Source organism: Caenispirillum salinarum, assembly GCF_044803115.1.
GTDB lineage: Bacteria > Pseudomonadota > Alphaproteobacteria > Rhodospirillales > Rhodospirillaceae > Caenispirillum > Caenispirillum salinarum_A.
In genome coordinates this window covers 1793988-1812542 of the sequence record NZ_CP085224.1, presented here as the reverse complement: position 1 = coordinate 1812542, position 18555 = coordinate 1793988, and the positions used below count along the sequence as shown (strand labels likewise).

At 68.6% G+C, this 18555-nt stretch carries 17 protein-coding genes and 1 pseudogene; 7 read left to right on the top strand and 11 right to left on the bottom strand.

Annotated features, from left to right (window positions below; all coding sequences use genetic code 11):
* Window positions 1-6 precede the first annotated feature (6 nt).
* The 4 genes from LG334_RS08180 to cysE all read right to left on the bottom strand — a co-directional run bounded on the left by LG334_RS08180 (window position 7) and on the right by cysE (window position 3139).
* The gene (locus tag LG334_RS08180; protein WP_009542877.1) at window positions 7-336 is read right to left on the bottom strand and encodes a ferredoxin family 2Fe-2S iron-sulfur cluster binding protein; all 330 of its coding nucleotides are present in this window, start codon (window positions 334-336) and stop codon (window positions 7-9) included.
* A 111-nt stretch (window positions 337-447) separates the two neighbouring features.
* Complete coding sequence (locus LG334_RS08175) at window positions 448-1620, bottom strand: cysteine desulfurase family protein (RefSeq protein ID WP_404385063.1); 1173 nt, start codon at window positions 1618-1620, stop codon at window positions 448-450.
* A 117-nt stretch (window positions 1621-1737) separates the two neighbouring features.
* A complete protein-coding gene (locus LG334_RS08170) occupies window positions 1738-2202 on the bottom strand; it encodes an Rrf2 family transcriptional regulator (RefSeq protein ID WP_043647212.1) in 465 nt (154 codons plus the stop codon).
* 67 nt (window positions 2203-2269) lie between these two features.
* The gene (gene cysE / locus LG334_RS08165) at window positions 2270-3139 is read right to left on the bottom strand and encodes a serine O-acetyltransferase (protein WP_404385060.1); all 870 of its coding nucleotides are present in this window, start codon (window positions 3137-3139) and stop codon (window positions 2270-2272) included.
* Window positions 3140-3425: 286 nt separating this feature from the next.
* On the opposite strand from cysE, the gene LG334_RS08160 reads away from it, so the two are divergent.
* A complete protein-coding gene (locus LG334_RS08160) occupies window positions 3426-4076 on the top strand; it encodes an alpha/beta hydrolase (RefSeq protein ID WP_404385058.1) in 651 nt (216 codons plus the stop codon).
* Window positions 4077-4180: 104 nt separating this feature from the next.
* Complete coding sequence (locus LG334_RS08155) at window positions 4181-5104, top strand: class I SAM-dependent methyltransferase (RefSeq protein WP_404385056.1); 924 nt, start codon at window positions 4181-4183, stop codon at window positions 5102-5104.
* A gap of 20 nt (window positions 5105-5124) precedes the next feature.
* On the opposite strand, the gene LG334_RS08150 is transcribed toward LG334_RS08155, so the two are convergent.
* Window positions 5125-6168, bottom strand: a complete 1044-nt coding sequence (locus LG334_RS08150; RefSeq protein WP_404386329.1) for an anhydro-N-acetylmuramic acid kinase — start codon at window positions 6166-6168, stop codon at window positions 5125-5127.
* Between the two features lie 179 nt (window positions 6169-6347).
* Here LG334_RS08150 and tyrS point away from each other — a divergent pair, with 179 nt between their 5' ends.
* The 4 genes from tyrS to wecB all read left to right on the top strand — a co-directional run bounded on the left by tyrS (window position 6348) and on the right by wecB (window position 9514).
* Window positions 6348-7598: a tyrosine--tRNA ligase gene (gene tyrS / locus LG334_RS08145; RefSeq protein WP_404385054.1), complete on the top strand. Its 1251-nt coding sequence runs from the start codon at window positions 6348-6350 to the stop codon at window positions 7596-7598.
* A 116-nt stretch (window positions 7599-7714) separates the two neighbouring features.
* A complete protein-coding gene (locus tag LG334_RS08140) occupies window positions 7715-7984 on the top strand; it encodes a hypothetical protein (protein WP_404385052.1) in 270 nt (89 codons plus the stop codon).
* Complete coding sequence (locus tag LG334_RS08135; protein WP_404385050.1) at window positions 7981-8289, top strand: type II toxin-antitoxin system RelE/ParE family toxin; 309 nt, start codon at window positions 7981-7983, stop codon at window positions 8287-8289. The genes LG334_RS08140 and LG334_RS08135 overlap by 4 nt, the downstream gene beginning before the upstream one ends.
* 100 nt (window positions 8290-8389) lie before the next feature.
* Complete coding sequence (gene wecB, locus LG334_RS08130) at window positions 8390-9514, top strand: non-hydrolyzing UDP-N-acetylglucosamine 2-epimerase (protein WP_404385047.1); 1125 nt, start codon at window positions 8390-8392, stop codon at window positions 9512-9514.
* A 4-nt stretch (window positions 9515-9518) separates the two neighbouring features.
* Here wecB and LG334_RS08125 read toward each other — a convergent pair.
* The 5 genes and pseudogenes from LG334_RS08125 to LG334_RS08105 all read right to left on the bottom strand — a co-directional run bounded on the left by LG334_RS08125 (window position 9519) and on the right by LG334_RS08105 (window position 15800).
* Window positions 9519-9772 (bottom strand): annotated as a pseudogene (locus LG334_RS08125) (type II toxin-antitoxin system RelE/ParE family toxin).
* 35 nt (window positions 9773-9807) lie between these two features.
* A complete protein-coding gene (locus LG334_RS08120; protein WP_404385045.1) occupies window positions 9808-10053 on the bottom strand; it encodes a type II toxin-antitoxin system ParD family antitoxin in 246 nt (81 codons plus the stop codon).
* A gap of 126 nt (window positions 10054-10179) precedes the next feature.
* Window positions 10180-11769, bottom strand: a complete 1590-nt coding sequence (gene ahpF / locus LG334_RS08115; protein ID WP_404385043.1) for an alkyl hydroperoxide reductase subunit F — start codon at window positions 11767-11769, stop codon at window positions 10180-10182.
* A gap of 103 nt (window positions 11770-11872) precedes the next feature.
* Window positions 11873-12436, bottom strand: a complete 564-nt coding sequence (gene ahpC / locus LG334_RS08110; RefSeq protein ID WP_404385041.1) for an alkyl hydroperoxide reductase subunit C — start codon at window positions 12434-12436, stop codon at window positions 11873-11875.
* 109 nt (window positions 12437-12545) lie between these two features.
* On the bottom strand, window positions 12546-15800 hold the full coding sequence (locus tag LG334_RS08105) for a DUF3971 domain-containing protein (RefSeq protein ID WP_404385039.1): 3255 nt from the start codon (window positions 15798-15800) through the stop codon (window positions 12546-12548).
* 233 nt (window positions 15801-16033) lie between these two features.
* Here LG334_RS08105 and LG334_RS08100 point away from each other — a divergent pair, with 233 nt between their 5' ends.
* Window positions 16034-17524 (top strand): transposase, encoded by a 1491-nt coding sequence (locus LG334_RS08100; RefSeq protein WP_404385037.1) that lies wholly within the window; start codon window positions 16034-16036, stop codon window positions 17522-17524.
* A 126-nt stretch (window positions 17525-17650) separates the two neighbouring features.
* Here the strand turns inward: LG334_RS08100 and LG334_RS08095 are convergent, their stop codons facing one another.
* A complete protein-coding gene (locus LG334_RS08095; protein WP_404385035.1) occupies window positions 17651-18538 on the bottom strand; it encodes a hypothetical protein in 888 nt (295 codons plus the stop codon).
* Window positions 18539-18555 lie beyond the last annotated feature (17 nt).

Genomic DNA, 18555 nt, shown 5'->3' with positions numbered 1-18555 from the left:
CGCGTCTCAGTCCATGGCGTTGCGCGTGCCGGCGGGCAGGCGCACGGTCAGGCCGTCCAGGTCGTCGTTCAGGATGATCTGGCAGCCGAGCCGCGAGGTCTTGGTCAGGCCGAAGGCCAGGTCCAGCATGTCTTCTTCGTCCTCGCTGGCTTCCGACAGCTTGTCGAACCACTCCGGCTCCACCACCACATGGCAGGTCGAGCACGCCAGCGACCCCTCGCAGGCACCCTCGATGTCGATCCCGTGACGGTGCGCGACCTCCAGCACCGACAGCCCTTCCGGGGCGTCGAAGGTCTGCGCCTCGCCGTCTCTGTCGATGAAGGTGATCTTGGGCATGCGCCGCTTCCTTTCGTCCTCAGGTAGACAGGTTGATCGATGGATGGATTGCGCTCCGTCCGGCGGGATGCATAGCGTTCCCTTACCCTCGGAGCAAGGAGATTGCGACAGCTATGACGTCCGTTGCGCCCCGCCGCCGTCGACCGTCGCCACCGGCCGGGCGCGGCGCGCCAGCGGCCGCCACGCCTTGAGGAACGCATCGACGTCGGCCGCCGTGCTCGCCCAGCCGAGGCTGATGCGCACCGCCTCGCGCGCCGTTGCCTCGCTCAGCCCCATGGCCCGCAGCACGTGGCTTGCCGCGACCTTTCCCGACGAACACGCCGCCCCGGCGCTGACGGCGACCCCGCTCAAGTCCAGCGCCATGAGCTGGCTCTGGTTGGTGACGCCGGGCAGGCCGACACAGGTGGTGTTGGGCAGCCGGACCGCCGCGCCCGCGCCATGAATGACGGCCGACGGTGCGATGTCGGCAATGCCCGCTTCCAGCCGCTCCTGCAGGGCGCGGACGGCCTCGGCCTCCTCGCGCCCGGCGGCGGCCAGGACCCTGGCGACGGCCCCGAAGCCGGCGATGCCGGGAACGTTTTCGGTGCCCGCGCGCTTGCCCCGCTCCTGCCCGCCGCCGCGCTGCACCGGCGCAAGCGCCAGCGGATCGGCGGCGATGAGCGCGCCCACGCCGGGCGGTCCCCCAAGCTTGTGAGCCGAGAGCGTCAGCAGGTCGACGCGCAGGGCGTGCATGTCGACGCCCACACGGCCGGGTCCCTGCACGGCGTCGCAGTGAATGAGCGCACCGGCATCGTGGGCGATCTTGGCCGCCTTCTTCACCGGCTGCACCGCACCGGTTTCGTTGTTCGCCAGCATGACGGAAACGATGACCCGCGCCGGGTCCGGCTCCTCGGCCAGCAGGGCGGCGAGCGCCTCAAGGTCGAGGACGCCGTCCGAATCGACCGGGCAGAGACGCGTGTCCGGATGCGCCTTCAGCACAGCATCGTGCTCTACCGCCGAAACGACGGCGCGCGCCCGGCCGGTGCCGCCAAGCGCCAGGGCGTCGGCCTCCGTCCCGCCGGAGGTGAAGATCACCTGTTCCGGCCGCGCGTTGACCAGGGCCGCCACCGCTTCGCGCGCGTCCTCCACGGTCGCGCGGGCGCGGCGGCCGGGGCCGTGCACCGACGACGGATTGCCGCCGGCCTCCAGCGCGCGCGTCATCGCCTCCAGCGCCTCCGGCCGCAGGGGCGCGGTGGCGTTGTAGTCCAGGTAGACGGCGGGACGGTCGGAACGGCTGCCAAACATGGTCAACGGGATTTGCGGTGGCTCGAATCGAAAGGACCGCCGCACCGCCGCCCGGGATCATCCCGAAGCGGCGCATCGGCGGCCCTCGTCGCCAAAACGAACGGCTGGGCGGTTGGGTTACTGCGCGGCGGCGTTGATGGCCGGATCGCCGAACAGACCGCTGGTGCCCAGCACCTTGCGCTGCGTCACCTGCTCCAGAGTCACGCTGGAGAGGTACAGGTAGATCTGGTTGCCCAGTTCCTCCCACAGGTCGTGGGTCATGCAGCGGCCCTTGTTGTTGTGGCAGCCCGCGGGCGTGCCCGGCGTACAGCGGGTCGTCTGGATCGGCTCGTCCACCGCCAGGATGATGTCGGAGATGCGCATCTCGCCGGCGGTGCGCGACAGCAGGTAGCCGCCGCCCGGACCGCGCACGCTGCGCACCAGGCCACCCTTGCGGAGCTTCCCGAACAGCTGTTCCAGATAGGACAGGCTGATCTCCTGGCGCTCGGCGATATCCGCCAGCGCCACGGGCTTGCCCTGCGAGTGCGAGGCCAGGTCGGCCATCGCCATCACCGCGTAGCGGCCTTTCGTACTCAGTCTCACGGTCCGTACTCCCTCTTGCCCCTGCCGCGCCCCGCGGCGTTACCGGGCGTTCCCTATCTTTGCGCCGTCACGCCTGACCGCCGGACGCGGCGCGACGCTCCTCCTCGTCCCGCTCCCCCACCGGAGAGGCGGCATCACTGCCCGGAACGGACGCATCTTCCACACCGGCGCGCGGCTCCCTCCCCTCGGAGCCCTCGGCGGCGTCGCCGCTGCCGCTTACCACGTGCGGAAGCCTCTGACCACGCCCGGACACCCCAGCGGGCGCCGGGCCCGGGGCGCCCTCGCGCTCCTTCTCCAGGGTTTCCACCCGGTCCATCAGCGCGCTGATCTGGCCGCGCAGGGCGTCCATGGTGCGCACGACGGGGTCGGGCAGATGCTCGGTCGGAACGCCGTAGGCGCAGAAGTCTTCCTCGATGCCTTTGGGCTTGCGCATCACCATGCGCGCCGGGATGCCAACCACGGTGACGCCCGGCGGCACCTCGTCCAGCACCACCGCGTTGGCGCCGATGCGCGCGCCCTCGCCCACCGTGTGGGGCCCGAGGATCTGCGCGCCCGAACCGACGATGACGCCATCGCCCAGCGTCGGGTGGCGCTTGCCCTTGTGCAGGGACGTGCCGCCCAGCGTCACACCCTGGTACAGGGTCACGTCGTTGCCCACCTCGGCCGTCTCGCCGATCACCACGCCGGTGGCATGGTCGATGAACACGCGCCGGCCGATGGTGGCGCCCGGATGGATTTCGACGCCCGTGAAGACCTTGGCAAGGTGCGAGACGAAGCGCGCCGTCAGGCGGAAACCCTTGCCCCACAGCCAGTGCGACACCCGATGGGTGGCGATGGCGTGGAAGCCCGGATAGCACAGGAAGACCTCCAGCCGGGATCGGGCGGCCGGGTCGCGCGCCAGGATGGCGTCCATGTCTTCCTTCAGTCGTGCGAACATCTTCAAATTCTATTGAAAATCCGCGTCACACGTGTGCTAAGATGCGGCCCGTTTTTATACGAACGAACGCATCCAAGTACGGCGCGCGTCAGGTGACGGCAAAGGGCGTATCCCTTGTGGAGTTGAATATATGATCCCCGACCAAGCCGGTCAAGTTTGGCCGGGCCTTGTGGCGGTCCCGGCGAAACGCCGCCGCCGCTCTGCCGTTCCGCCGTATTCGTGCGTCTTCCCCGGTGCCGTCGGCGCCATGTCCCTCCGTCGCGTACTGCGAGGCTGAACGTCCCCCATGCCCGAAGTCATTTTCAACGGGCCGGAAGGCCGCCTGGAAGGCCGTTACCACCATTCGAAGCGGCCCAACGCGCCCATCGCCCTGGTCCTCCACCCGAACCCGCAACACGGCGGGAGCATGAACAACCGGGTGGTCTACAACATCTATCACACATTCGCGCGTCGCGGATTCTCGGTGTTGCGCTTCAACTTCCGCGGAGTCGGCCGGTCGCAGGGTGTGTATGACGCTGGCCAGGGGGAACTGTCCGACGCCGCCAGCGCGCTGGACTGGATGCAGCAGATCAACACCAGTGCCGGGGCCTGCTGGGTTGCGGGCTTCTCCTTCGGCGCCTGGATCGGCATGCAGCTTCTCATGCGCCGGCCCGAGATCGAGGGATTCGTCTCCATCGCGCCGCCGGCCAACCAGCACGACTTCACCTTTCTCGCACCCTGCCCGTCCTCGGGCCTGATCGTTCACGGCAACCGCGACGAACAGGTGCCGGAAGCCTCGGTCGCCAAGCTGGCGGCCAAGCTGTCGCAGCAGAAGAACATCACGGTGGACTACCATCAGGTGGAAGGCGCGGACCACAGCTTCACCGAACATCAGGAGGAACTGGTGAAGGTGCTCGACAGCTACCTCGCCAGCGTGCAAGGCCAGCCGGCGCGCTGAACCTGCCGCCAGCACCGCCGTGCCAGGCGCACGGCGGCATCGGCGCTTGCGCGGCAGCAGGGCCCTCTGCTACACAGCCGGCCGCAATCCCTGGGGACACAATCATGTTACGCTGCCCTGTGTGCGGCGATACAAGCAAGGCAATCCTGGACCTGCCGGTCGAGACGATCCGCGCCGACCTGCGCCGCGTCTTCCGCCAGGACCTGCCGCCCGACCTGATCGAAACCGACTACACCATGCGGCGCTGCGCCGCCTGCGATCTGGTGTTCGCCGATCCCATGCGGCCCGGCAGTGCTGCCTTTTATGCATGGCTGACTGCCTTCGACAGTTACCACGCCCGCGCCCGCTGGGAGTGGGGCGAGGTACGCCGCCATCTCGAGCGATACGGCGACCGTCCCGTCCGGATGATGGAACTGGGCTGCGGCACCGGCCTGTTCCTGGAATACATTTCCGACATGCCGACCGTGTCGGTCACGGGCATCGACCTGTCGGAAAGCTCGGTGCGGGCCGCCCGCGCCAAGGGCCTGGATGCCCGCCACGCCGACCTCGACGACGTGCTGCGCACCGGCGAGCGCTTCGACATCGTCATGCTGAGCCACGTTCTGGAGCATGTCGCCGACCCGCTGGGCCTGGCACGCACCATCATCTCGGGCCTGAAGCCCGGCGGGGCGCTCGTCTTCAGCGTTCCCTACTCCCCCATGTCGCGCGAGCACCCGGCCTGGGACATCATGAACCTTCCGCCGCACCACATGACCCGCTGGAACGCCAGGTCGCTGCGGGCGCTGGCGGATGCGACCGGCACGACCCTCAGCCTTCGCCTGTCCAAGCCCAAGTCGCCGTTCAAGCGGGCCCTGAAGCAGACGGCCCTCGTGACGAAAAGCGGCACCTCGGCCCTTGGTCGGTTCGCCGCACTGCTGCGGCACCCCCGCACCTTCCGCACCATCCACGCCCTTCACGCGCGCCGCGAAAGGGTGAACGGACGCCGCGCCGGCGACACCGTCCTCGCCATCCTGTCCCTGCCGGGCTGAGGCAGGGCGCCGCCCGCATTTCAGGGATCGTGACGGCGGCCGCCGGTCATCGGCTCGGGGCAGCCGGTGGTGCCGGGCATGGTCAGCGGCAGGCCGCGCAAGCTGCGGACGGCGAGGAAGGCGAAGGCCTGGGCCTCCACCGCATCGCCATCCCACCCCACCATTTCCACCGGCTCCACAGCCGCGGGCGCCAGCCGGCGGGACAGCGCCGCCATCAGCGCCGGGTTGAGGCGCCCGCCGCCGGTGACGATCCACAAGCCCGGCGCCTCGGGCAGATGATCGCGCGCCCGTGCCACGGCGGCGGCGGTGAAGGCCGTCAGCGTCGCCGCGCCGTCCTCCGTGCCCAGGGCGGAGACCGGCTCGGTGGTGAAGTCGTCGCGGTCCAGCGACTTGGGCGGCGGCGCGTCGAAATAGGGATGCGCCGCCAGCATGGCCGCCACCGCCTCCTCCTCCGCCCGCCCCTTCAGCGCAAGCCGCCCCTCGGCATCCATGGGCTTCCCCACGCGGGCGTGCACCCAGTCGTCGATGAGCGCATTGCCGGGGCCGGTGTCGAACGCGATCAGCGCGCCGTCGCGGCCGATGAAGGTGACGTTCGCCACACCGCCCACGTTCAGCACCGCCAGCGGCTTGTCCAGATCCTCCGCCAGGGCCGCGTGATAGACCGGCACCAGCGGCGCCCCCTGCCCGCCGGCCTCCACGTCGGCCGTGCGCAGGCCGTCGATCACCGGCACACCCGTCTCCCGCGCCAGCAGGGCGCCGTCACCGATTTGCCAGGTGCGGCGCGCTTCCGGCCGGTGGAGGATGGTGTGCCCGTGAAAGCCGATGACGTCCACCGCGCCCGTTTCCGCCATCAGCCCGTCGACCACCTCGGCGTGGAGCAGCGTCAACTCGCGCTCCACCGCCGCGATGGTCTCCGCCGGCGCCCCACCGCCCAGGCACTTCCGCAGGCTGGCGCGGAAGTCGGCGTCATAGGGCCGCGTCAGGCGCGGGCCGGTCTCCAGCACGCGGTGTCCGTCGGTGACGATCATGGCGGCGTCGATGCCGTCCATGCTGGTTCCCGACATCAGGCCGATGGCCCGCAGCGGCTGAAAGGTGGAGGCGGCGGAAGCGAAGTCTGAAGGGGTCACGGCGGCGGGCGTCCTTGCATGGCGGGGCTGCGTTGTCGGGCGGGTGCGATTGTGCTAAACGACCCCCCTTCCCGCAACGCCGATCAAGACTGGCAAGAACAAAAGGCACGATTCCCATGAGCACTCACCGTTCCGCGTTCATCCGGACCGTGGTGGAGCGTGGTTACCTCCACCAGTGCACCGACATCGAGGGCCTCGACGCCCGGATGTACGACGGAGTCGTGCCGGCCTATATCGGCTTCGACTGCACGGCGGACAGCCTGCACGTCGGCTCGCTGATCCAGATCATGATGCTGCGCCACCTGCAGAAGGCGGGCCACAAGCCCGTCGTGCTGATGGGCGGCGGCACCACGCGCATCGGCGACCCCACGGGCCGCGACGAGGCGCGCAAGCTGCTGGACGACGAGGCCATCGCGCGCAACATGGACGGCATCAAGAGCGTCTTCGCCAAGTACCTGACCTTCGGCGACGGCCCGACCGACGCGGTGATGGTCAACAACGCCGACTGGCTGGACCAGTTGAACTACATCGCCTTCCTGCGCGACTACGGCCGCCACTTCTCCATCAACCGCATGCTGACGTTCGAAAGCGTCAAGCAGCGGCTGGAGCGCGAGCACAGCATGTCGTTCCTGGAGTTCAACTACATGATCCTCCAGGCCTACGACTACCTGGAGCTGAACCGCAAGATGGGCGTGAGCCTGCAGATGGGCGGGTCCGACCAATGGGGCAACATCGTCAACGGCGTGGAGCTGACGCGCCGCTGCGACGGCAAGGAGGTCTTCGGCCTGACCTCGCCGCTGCTCGCCACCGCCTCGGGCGCCAAGATGGGCAAGACGGCCAACGGCGCGGTGTGGCTGAACGCGGAACGCCTCAGCCCCTACGACTACTGGCAGTTCTGGCGCAACACGGAAGACGCCGACGTGGGCCGTTTCCTGCGCCTGTTCACCGAGCTTCCGCTGGAGGAATGCGCGCGGCTGGAGCAGCTTCAGGGTGCCGAGATCAACGACGCCAAGAAGGTGCTGGCCGACGAGGCCACCGCCATGGCCCATGGCCGCGACGCCGCCACGGCCGCGCGCCGCACGGCGGAGGAAACCTTCGAAAAGGGCGGCGCCGGCGGCGACCTGCCGACCATCGAGGTGCCGCGCGCCGATCTGGAAGCGGGCGTCGGCTTGGTCGACTTGCTGGTCCGCCTGGAACTGACGGCGTCCAAGGGCGAGGCGCGGCGGCTGGTCAAGCAGGGCGGCGCCAAGCTCAACGATGCGTCGGAGACGGACCAGGAGCGGGTGGTGACGCTGGCCGACCTGGACGGCGACCACATCAAGGTCTCCGCCGGCAAGAAGCGCCACGCGCTGGTGAAGCCGGCCTGAAACGCCCCTGTGGCTTGAAAGACGGGCGCTTTCGGGAAACCGGGAGCGCCCGTTGCCGTTGGGCGGCTTTCGCGATAGTGTGACCAAGTCATACCGCACGACGATGAGGCGCCGCCATGACCGTCAAGACCACGCTCAGCTTCACCAACCGCCATGCCGAGTTCCTCAAGGCCAAGGTGGAGGAAGGCGTCTACGCCTCCACCAGCGCCGCCGTAGCCGCCGCCGTGGAAGAGATGATCCGCGACGAGATCGAGCGCGAGGCCGCTCTCAATGCCATGGCCGAGGAAATCCGGGCGCGGATGGCGACGCCGCGTGAAGACTACGTGGACGTTGACCAGGCGTTCGCAAAGGCGCGGGCGAGAGTTCGAAGCGCGGGCCGCGGATGACCTACCGCGTCGTCCTGAACCGCTTGGTCGAAGATGACGTCGACCATATCGCCGAATGGTTCCTCAATCACGCCGGACCTGAGGCCGCCGATCGCAAGGTGGAGGAGTTGGCCGCGTTTCTGGAGATGCTGGCCGAGATGCCACACCGGGGCACCGTCCGCAGCGGGTATGCAGAGCCGGTACGGGCGGTTCCCGTCGACCACAAGACGACGGTCGTGTTTTCCGTGGATGAAGGAAAACGCGAAGTCCACGTCCATGCCATCGCCTACGCCGGCCGCAATTGGATGCGACGCGTCACGCGCTGACACCCCCCATGAACCGCCGCCCGCCCCCTTCCGGTGGATAGGCGGGGCGTCCCCCGGTGTCCATCCTGCTTGTCAGGAGTTCCACGGGACGAGACGCCTCATGAAGCCGCTGATCCATGTCATTGCCGCCGCCCGCCCCAATTTCATGAAGGTGGCGCCGCTGGTGCGCGCGCTGCGGGCGGAGGCCTGGTGCGAGACCGAACTGGTGCACACCGGCCAGCACTACGACGCGGCCATGTCCGACGCCTTCTTCCGCGACCTCTCCATCCCCCGGCCCGACCACCACTTGGAGGTCGGCAGCGGCACCCACGCCGAGCAGACGGCCGGCGTCATGGTCGCCTACGAAAAGGTCTGCCTCGCCCGCCGGCCGGACTGGATCATCGTGGTCGGGGACGTGAATTCCACCGTCGCCTGCGCGCTGGTGGGCGCCAAGTTGTGCATCCCCGTCGCGCACCTGGAAGCGGGCCTACGCTCCGGCGACCGCACCATGCCTGAAGAGATCAACCGCGTCGTCACCGACAGCATCGCGGACCTGCTCTGGACCCCCTCCCCCGACGGCGACGAGAACCTGTCGCGCGAGGGCCGGGGGCACTGCGTGGAGCGGGTCGGCAACATCATGATCGACACCTTCGTGTCCCTGCGCGACCGCATCGAGGCCACCCGGTCTCACGAAGCGCACGGCCTTGCGCGCGGGGACTACGGCGTCGTCACCCTCCACCGCCCGGCCAACGTCGACCATGAGGACACGCTGACCGCCCTGGTCGACGGGCTGGTGAGCGTCGCCAGCGAGACGCCGCTGGTCTTCCCCGTCCACCCGCGTACCCGCAAGATGCTGGCGACCTTCGGCCTGCTGAACCGGCTGGAGGCCGCGCCGGGCCTGACGCTGACGGAGCCCCTGGGCTATATCGACTTCATGGGCCTCGTCACCGGCGCCCGGCTGGTCATCACCGACAGCGGCGGCGTGCAGGAGGAAACCACCTTCCTCGGCATCCCCTGCCTGACTCTGCGCCCCAACACCGAACGGCCGATCACGATCACGGAAGGCAGCAACCGCCTCGTCACCCCGGCGGATTTGTCCCGCGCCGCCCACGCCGCCCTCGCCGCCGGCCCCCGCACGGCCCCGCCCCCGGCGCTGTGGGACGGGCAAACGGCTGCGCGCGTCGTCGCCTCGCTCAAGCGGCGGGTGATGGGAACTGCTGCGGAAACGGCGGCTGTGTCGGCGTGATCTCTCACAGATGCCGATTCACGTCCATGCGTTGATGCAGAACACGGATCACCTCGATGCCGCCGCCATACGTCCAGCGATAGAAAAGGATGTGGGAGCCGGCACGACACCGAAAGTAGCCTGCACGCAAGGCTTCGGCACTTGCCCCCTTAGACGACCGGCTGCGAGGTCGTCGCAAACACCGGCGATCAGGCGAATGTATCTATCCGCCTGAAGCTCGCCCCACTGTTCGACCGTGTAATCCCAAATTTCCGACAAGTCGGCCTGGGCGCGAGGCGAGAAACTGCACCTGCTCAAGCACCTGAATCCCGGCGTTTTTCGCGAATGAAGCTTTCCACGTCAAACGGCTCCGGCGGGCCGCTCTCCTCGCCCTCGATCAAGGCCTGACGCAGCGCCGCCACCTTCGCCTCATGCTCTTCAAGAAGCCGCAGCCCCGCCCGCACGACATCGCTTGCTGAACCGTACCGGCCGGCTGCGACTTGGTTGTCGATGAAGGCCGCGAAGTGATCGCCCAAACTTACAGACGTGTTTCTCGGCATGACGCCCTCCTAAGCCGATACCAAAAAATAGCGACGGACTGGTATCGGCGCAAGCTTGTCACAGCCGGCGAAAAGCCCCGCAGGACCAACCGGCGGGGCTTTCCTCTGCACTACGAGGTCATCTCGTCAGGCCGCTTCGGCCTCGTCCACAGGGACCGTGCGGATGAGGTGGTCGAAGGCCGAGAGGGCGGCCTTGGAGCCCTCGCCCATGGCGATGACGATCTGCTTGTAGGGCACCGTCGTCGCGTCTCCGGCGGCGAACACACCCGGCACCGACGTTTCGCCGCGCGCATCGACCTCGATCTCGCCGCGCGGGCTCAGGCGCACCGGGCCGCCCTTCAGCCATTCGGTGTTGGGCACCAGGCCGATCTGGACGAAGATGCCTTCCAGCGCCAGCGTATGGATATCGCCGGTCTCGCGGTCCTCGTAGGTCAGGCCGTTGACCTTCTGCCCGTCGCCGTTCACCCCGGTCGTCTTGCCGTTGGTGATGATGGTCACGTTGCGCAGGCTGCGCAGCTTGTCCTGAAGCACCGCGTCGGCGCGCAGGGCCGTGTCGAACTCGATGAGCGTCACGTGCGCCACGATGCCGGCCAGGTCGATGGCCGCTTCCACGCCCGAGTTGCCGCCGCCGATCACCGCCACGCGCTTGCCCTTGAACAGCGGGCCGTCGCAGTGCGGGCAGTAGGCCACGCCCTTGTTGCGGTACTCTTCCTCGCCGGGCACGCCCATCTGCCGCCAGCGGGCGCCGGTGGACAGGATGACGGTGCGCGAGCGCAGCACCGCGCCGTTCGCCAGGTGCACCTCGGCCAGGCCGCCCGGCACCTTGGCCGGCACCAGCTTCTCGGCCCGCTGGAGCGGCATGACGTCCACGTCGTAGTCGTTGACGTGCTGCTCCAGCGCCGCGGCCAGCTTGGGGCCTTCGGTGTGGGGGACCGAGATGAAGTTCTCGATCGCCATGGTGTCCAGCACCTGTCCGCCGAACCGCTCCGCCGCCACGCCGGTGCGGATGCCCTTGCGGGCGGCGTAGATGGCGGCCGACGCGCCGGCCGGGCCGCCGCCGACCACCAGCACGTCGAAGGGCTTTTTGGCCTTCAACGCCTCCGCCGCGCGGGCATCGGCGCCGGTATCGACCTTCGCCAGAATCTGCTCCAGGCTCATGCGGCCCTGGGCGAAGGGCTCGCCGTTGAGGAAGACGCTCGGCACCGCCATGACCTGGCGCCGCTCGACCTCTTCGGGGAACAGGCCGCCGTCGATGGCCGTGTGGCGGATGCGGGGGTTGAGCACGCTCATCAGGTTCAGCGCCTGCACCACGTCGGGGCAGTTCTGGCAGGACAGCGAGAAATAGGTCTCGAAGTGGAAGTCGCCGTCCAGGTCCTTGACCTGCGCGATGACGTCCTGCGCCGTCTTGGACGGATGACCGCCCACCTGCAACAGCGCCAGCACCAGCGAGTTGAACTCATGCCCCATGGGCAGGCCGGCGAAGGTCACCGCCACGTCCGTGCCGCGACGGCTGATGGCGAACGACGGGCGGCGCAGGTCGGCGGCGTCATCGGCATGCGCCACCGTGATCCGGTCCGACAGGCTGGCGATCTCGCGCAGCAATTCATCCAGTTCGCGGGACTTCTCGCCGTCGTCCAGCGCGGCGACCAGCTCCACGGGCTGCGTGATGTTCTCCAGGTAGCCCTTCAACTGGGCCTTGAGAGTGCTGTCCAACATGACGAGGGATCCCCCGATATCGTTCTGTTCTTCTGCGTGCGAAGGAAGGCGGGGACGCGGCGGCGCCACACGGGCCGCCGCGTCCGCCGGTCAGGCGAAGGCCTTAGATCTTGCCGACCAGGTCCAGGGACGGCGCGAGGGTCTTCTCGCCTTCCTTCCACTTGGCGGGGCAGACCTCGCCGGGGTGGGCGGCGACGTACTGCGCGGCCTTGATCTTGCGCAGCAGCTCGGTCGCGTCGCGGCCGACACCCTCGGCAGTGATCTCCACCAGCTGGATCTTGCCCTCGGGGTCGATCACGAAGGTGCCGCGGTTGGCGACGCCGGCTTCTTCGATCATCACGTCGAAGTTGCGGCTGATGGTGCCGGTCGGGTCGCCGACCATGGTGTATTCGATCTTGCCGATGGCGTCGGAGGTATCGTGCCAGGCCTTGTGGGCGAAGTGGGTGTCGGTGGAGACGCTGTAGATCTCGACGCCCAGCTTCTGGAACTCGGCGTAGTTGTCGGCCAGGTCCTCAAGCTCCGTCGGGCAGACGAAGGTGAAGTCGGCCGGGTAGAAGAACACCACGGACCACTTGCCCTTCAGGTCGGCATCGGTCACCTGCAGGAACTCGCCGTTCTTGTAGGCCTGGGCGGTGAAGGGCTTGATCTCGGTGTTGATGAGGGACATGGATCACTCCGTCTCTGGGGTTCGTTCTTTCGACACCCCGGAGAATAGGGTCCAGCCCGAAAATTATAAAATTGGAAATACACGGTTTTTTGATCGCAAAAAACGATCTTCAATCGCTGTCGCCGGCCTCGTCCTCGGCCGGACGCTCCACCGTCTGCGGCGCCGGCGCTTCGAACAGCTTGCGCAGGAAGCCCGGCGCCAGCACCGACAGCGGGTTGACGTTGACCGAGGGCGCCGCAAGCTCGCCCTTCACGGTATAGGTCGCCGCGAACAGGCCGCCGCCCTCGTCGCCGCCGGTGATCAGGTCGCCGATGACCGGCAGGTTGCCCAGCAGGCTGTTGATGGCGTAGACGGGCACGATGGTGCCGCGAACATCCACCACCTCCGGCTCCTCCGTTCCGATCACGCCTTCCGCCGTCAGGCCGAGCGACGGCCCGTGCGCGCGGGCATCAGTCAGGCGCAGAACGCCGTCCTCCATCTCGAAGGGTGCGACGGCGCGGCTGAACGCCAGGCCTTCGCCGGACAGGCTCTCCAGGATGCCGGTCAGCGCCGCCACCGACAGGACCTTGGCGAGCACCGGCGCATCCATCAGGCGGAAATCGCGGATTTCGGCCAGGCCGGACACGGTGTCGTCCGGTGCCACCGTGCCCCGGACGGAAAGCGTGCCGCCGCGCATGGTGTCCAGCACGTTCACGGCCCGCAGCACCACGCCGGCGGCCCCGCTGTCCAGCGTGAAGGCATGGCGTCCGGTGCCGTCGTCGAGCGGCCGGTACTGGAAGCGCAACGGCGCGGCGGCCTCCGCCAGCGCGCTGACGTCCATGGCGCGCCAGCCGTTTTCATCACGGATGATGTGGGCGACGGCGTTCTCCAGCGTCGCGTCCTCGCCGATCCACACCACGTCGAACTGCGCCCGCAGGGACAACGGCGGCAGGTCGCCGGCACCATCCTCGGATGGCGCTCCGGCAACGGCAGTCCCGTCCGCCTCCGCGCCGTGGTCATCCTCGCCGCCGGTCAGCAGCGGGACCATATCCAGCGCCTCGCCGTTGATGTCGATGTCCAGCCCGCCGTCGGGGCGGAAGGAGGCACCGCCGGTGAAGGTCGTCTCGCCGACGCTGGCCTGTTCCAGCCCCACCCGGCCGACACCGCCGTCGGGCAGCAGGCTGACGCTGCCGGCGATGGACAGGTCGTTCCCGGCGATCACGGTGAAGCGGTTCACCTCCCGCAGCGCACCGCCCTTGGCCAGAAGGGCGGAGAGGGTCGCCCGGCCCGAGGTTCCCGGCGGCTTGCGCCACTCGAACCCCGGCAGGTGCATGGCAGCCGGCGTCAGGTCGAGCGTCGCCCCCAGCGTGCTCTGGCCCGAGGGCAATTGCGTGACGATCACCGAGGCGCCGGTCGGGCCGTCCAGGAACGGCGGCGACAGCGGCGGAATGTCCAGGTCGAGCGCCGTGCGCTGCTCGGGCGAAAGGGTCGCCTCGGCCTCGTAGCGGCTGCGGAAGTCGGCGCCGTCCTCGAAATTCTCGATCCATTTCACCTTGGCCGGCACCGCCGCCACGGCGGCTTCGCCCTCCACCGTCATGCCGCGCTTGGTGACGGACAACGCGAGGTCACCGTCGGTCAGCGACTGCCCGAAGGCGGCATCCGGCAGGACGGCATCGCGGATGGTGCTGTCGGCGCGCACCTCCACGTCGTCCAGCGTCAGGCTGTCGAGCAGGGGGAAGCTGATGGCGAGCCGCGTGCTGGAGGTTCCGTGCACGCCGTCGATGCCCAGGCCGTAGCGCGAGACGTAGCCCAGCGGCTCGCTGTCCACCAGCCGGAGCGCGTCGCGCAGGGGGCCGTCGATGGTCAGGTCGATGTCGGCGAGCTGGGGGTGCTGGTCCAGTTGCAGGAAGTCGACGTCGCCGCGCGTGACCCGCAGGTCGCCGACCTGGCCGTCGGTGATGTCCAGGCGGAAGGCCGTCGCATCCATGGTCATGTCGGCGCTGGCGCCGGTCACCACCGGCATGGGCGGCAGGTAGTCCACGGCGGTGCCGGCCACCGTGCCCTCGCCCGCCAGGCTGACGAGATCCAGCGTTTCCAGGCTCGTCCCGGCCAGCCCTGCGCGCAGGGTGAAGGACGGCACCACGCCGCCCGACAGGCGCGCGTCGATCCAGTGCCGGGTCTTGCCCTCGATCGCCTCCGGCCACAGCCCGGCGACCGCGTCCACCGCCACCTGCTCGGCCCGCGCCTCCAGGCTGAGGCCGATGCCGGCGTCGCGATGCTCCATGGCCGCCCGCAGGCTGACGCGGGGGTCGCCCTCCAGGTCCAGCGCCAGGGTCTCCAGCGCCACCTGCCGCAGGTTGTCCGATGCCGACAGGCGCAGCTCCAGCCCGTCCAGCGACCAAGCGTGGGAAACGGGCTCCGGCGCGGCGATGGTGCCCGGCCCGCCGGTCAGGGAGACGCCGAGCAGTTCCAGCGCCACGGCGTCCTCGCGCAGGCCCAGGGTGGCCGTGATGGTGCCCGACAGCGGCAGGTCGACACCCGCCAGCGGCGCGGCGGCCACGTCCACGGCGGCGAAGTCGGCGGGGCGCAGGCCGCGCAGGGTGACGCCGGCGTCGATGACGCCCTGGCGGTCGAGCGCCGCGACCACGTCCACCAGCGTCTCCCGCCCCTCGGGCAGGGCGAGCGAGACCGACGCCTCGGCCTCCACCCGGTCGGCGCCGCGCGTGACCTCGGCGTCCACATGCGGCAGGCGCCACGTCAGGCCCGACATGCGGTCGTCGATGACGACGCGGGCATCGGCGACGCGCACGGTTCCAGGAAGCGTCACGCCGGCGACTTCCGCCTTCGCGGGCGCGTCCCCGTCGCCGGGCTGGTCGCCCAGGCCCAGCACGCGCATGACGGCGCGCAGGGCATCGGCAGGACTGCCCGCCCACCGCTCCACCGCCGGCGCGTCGGCCTCGGGCGTTTCGGCCATGGCGAGCACCAGCGCGCCGTCGCGCTCGCGCCGCAAATGCACCACGCCGCCATGCAGGGTGACCGCGTCAAGCGCCAGCCGGCCCTCGCGCACCAGGGGTCCGGCGTCGACACTGACGGAGGCTTCGGGAACGGAAGCGATAAGGGCGCCATGGCGGTCGAAGGCGCGCACGTCGCGCACCCGCAGGTCGAAGGGCTGCGCCACGTCGCCCCAGTGCAGTTCCGTGCCGGCCACGCTGTAGCGCACAACGGCATTCGGGCCGTTCACGGCGTCCAGGATATAAGGGTTGAGCAGGTCGAGCGGCAGCGGCCCCTGAGACAGGCGCGCGGCGAGCAAGGCCCCGATCACCAGCGTCAGGATGACCACGGCGGCCACGCCCTTGAACACCCACCTCACGGCGCCATGAACCACGCCACTATCATCTCCGCTGTCACCGGTCGCGCGCCGGCGGGGCCGCCTGTCGGCCCAGTCCTCTTCTTACCAGCAAAAGAGGGGGCGATAAACTGTCCGGGAACCTGAAACCGCTGACTCGGCCAGACATCAGATTTTTCAGTTGCCATTCCGTTCTATATCCGGTGATACTGTAAAGCGTAACGCGATGGTTCCTCGTTGTGTAAAGGAGGTTACGGGGCTTTGGTAGGGTGATGTCGAGACAAGTTCTACCCAAAAAGACGCACCGCTGCGACCTGCTGCCGCACGCGATGAACGGCGGTAAAAAGGCGGCCGTTCGCGAGCTGTTGAGGGCGTGGCGGTCAACGGCGCGACAGGTCTCATCCGAGCAGTGGCAGCTATTTTTCGAGCATGGTGCCTTCAACAGGCAGGCCAAGATCATCTATCCGGACGATCCTATTGGTGCTGCCCGCGTGCAGATGGTCCGCTATCAAGTCGTCGGGATGTTATTTTCCTTCATCGCCAACCGCGCGAGTGAGTTCCGGCACACTGTGGAAAAGTCCTCTCTAGACCGCGAGACCAAGCACCAACTGCACGTGATCAACCGCATCGGTGCGTGGTTCAGCCGTGATCCGGTGACTATGACTGCGGCTTCTGAGCCGATCGCTGACGACATCCGGCGGCTCGCGCGGTCAATCATGCGATGCGTTATTAGCCGCTACCGGCGTCCGTCCATGCGCCGCATTAATGCCGTCATCGACCAAAGGTCGGTCGCGTGGGGTCCGGCTGAGACTGCAACGGGTTTCCCGCTATGGGCGACGCTAAAGACGATGGAGCGGCAAAAGGCGAAGGACGGGAAGCCGTCCAAGGCATTCCAGGAAATTCATGTGCCCTTGGTGCCCTATCGTCACCACCTGGAGCGGACCGGGCGGCGCTGCCTGGGCCTTCAGGTCAACGAAGCCGATGACGGCAACATCACCTTTGCGATCGTGACCGAGACGACCGCGGCATTCGCCGACAGTCGAGAGCACTACGCTCCGGCGGTTGAAATGGTCAGCCTCGACTTCGGCCTGCGGACCATGTTTGCGACCGACGACGGAGACTTATTCGGCCGCACCTGGTTCGAGACGATCAAATGCTACGATGCCAAAATCACCGCTCTCGCGCGAACAGCGCAGAAAGCGGGTCGGAAGCCACGACGTGATCCAGCATTTAAGGCAGCGGTAACACGCCTACGGGGCTTTGTGAAGACTGAAATCGGCCGAGTGCTGAACCGTATCGTGGCGGTGAAGAAGCCAAGGTCTCTGGCGCTGGAACGTCTCAATTTTCGCAGCCCTGATCTCAGCCGACGCATGAACCGCATTCTGCAGAATTGCGGCAGGTCGGTGATCCGGGCGAAGCTGCAGGACCTCTTCGAGCGCTTCGGAATCACCGCGGACGAGGTCAATCCTGCCTACACTTCGCAGGAGTGCTCCGCTTGCGGATACGTGGACAAGCGGAACCGCAAGCAAGATACCTTCAAGTGCCTGCATTGTGGGCACACAGCTCACGCTGACGTGGACGGTGCGCGGTCTGTCGGGTCGAGACGTTCTCGGCCTACCTGGCAGCCCCACCTCACGAAAGCGGAAGTCCTTGACCTGCTGGTAACCCAGTTCGTCAAGCGGCACCCGGGTGGACGGGTCTCCACCGGGGCCGGACCGTGGCAGACGAACCCCTACTTTGCCAAGATCCGGCGCGCTGTTTAGCGACCGCGAGATGCGATTCGTGCTAAGCCAGTGCCACAACGACCGATCCCCGAAGGACATAGCCCAGGGCATTACTCAAGTTCTTTCGGACAGCCCGCTCGGCGCGCAACACCACAGCACCGAGCATCAGAAACGCGTGAACAGCCGCGCCCGCACGCCGGCTTCCGCGGCCTCGGCCTCGCGCACCAGCCGGGCGGAGGCGCCCAGCTTCAGCCGGCCGCCGGTGGACAGGCCGATATCGACCTCCGCCCGTCGCCTCAAGCCGTCGCTGCCGATGCGGCGGATGTCGGTCAGCGCGGCGGAGGCGCCGATGTCGCCGCCGAAGACGTCGAAGCCGGTGTCCAGCGCGATGCCCAGGCGGTTGCGCAGGGTCAGGTCCATCAGGCCGTCGCTCACGCCGCCGAGCGGCGCCGCGTCATAGCCCTCGGCGGTGGTGCCGAGCGACAGGCGCAGGGCGTCGTTGACCGGCCATTCCACGCGGCTGGTCACGCGGCCCGAGATGATCCGCCGCCCGGGCTCCGGCGCCATGGCCCCCGCCACGCCGAACCGGATCGAGGGCTGCACCGTCCACACGTCGGTCACCGGCAGGCCCACCGTCAGCCGCAGGTCGCCGGAATAGCCGCCGGCGCTCAGGGCGCCGTCACGCAGCCGCAACGGCGCCTCCAGCCGCGCGTCGGCGCCGTTGTCGAAACCGTAGGTCAGCGCGAGCGGCAGTTCCAGCGCGGCGGCGGGGTTCTCCTCGCTGCCGCCGACGTCCACCCGCGCCCGCCAGGAGGCGCGCAGCCCCAGATCCTTCCGGCCCGGAATGATGCTGGTGTAGGGGTGCAGCGGCGCGAGCGGCGCGTCCTCCAGCGCCACGGGCTCCTCGGCGGCCTCGGCAGCCGGCCTGTCCTCGGCCGGGATTTCCTCCGGCGGCGGCTGGTCGGCGCCCAGCGTCAGCGCACCGGCCGGGGCCGCCGCGCCAAGAAGCAGGGCGGCCGTCAGGAGCGAACGGAGGCAATGGGACCAGCGCATGGAGGGGCTCTTCATGG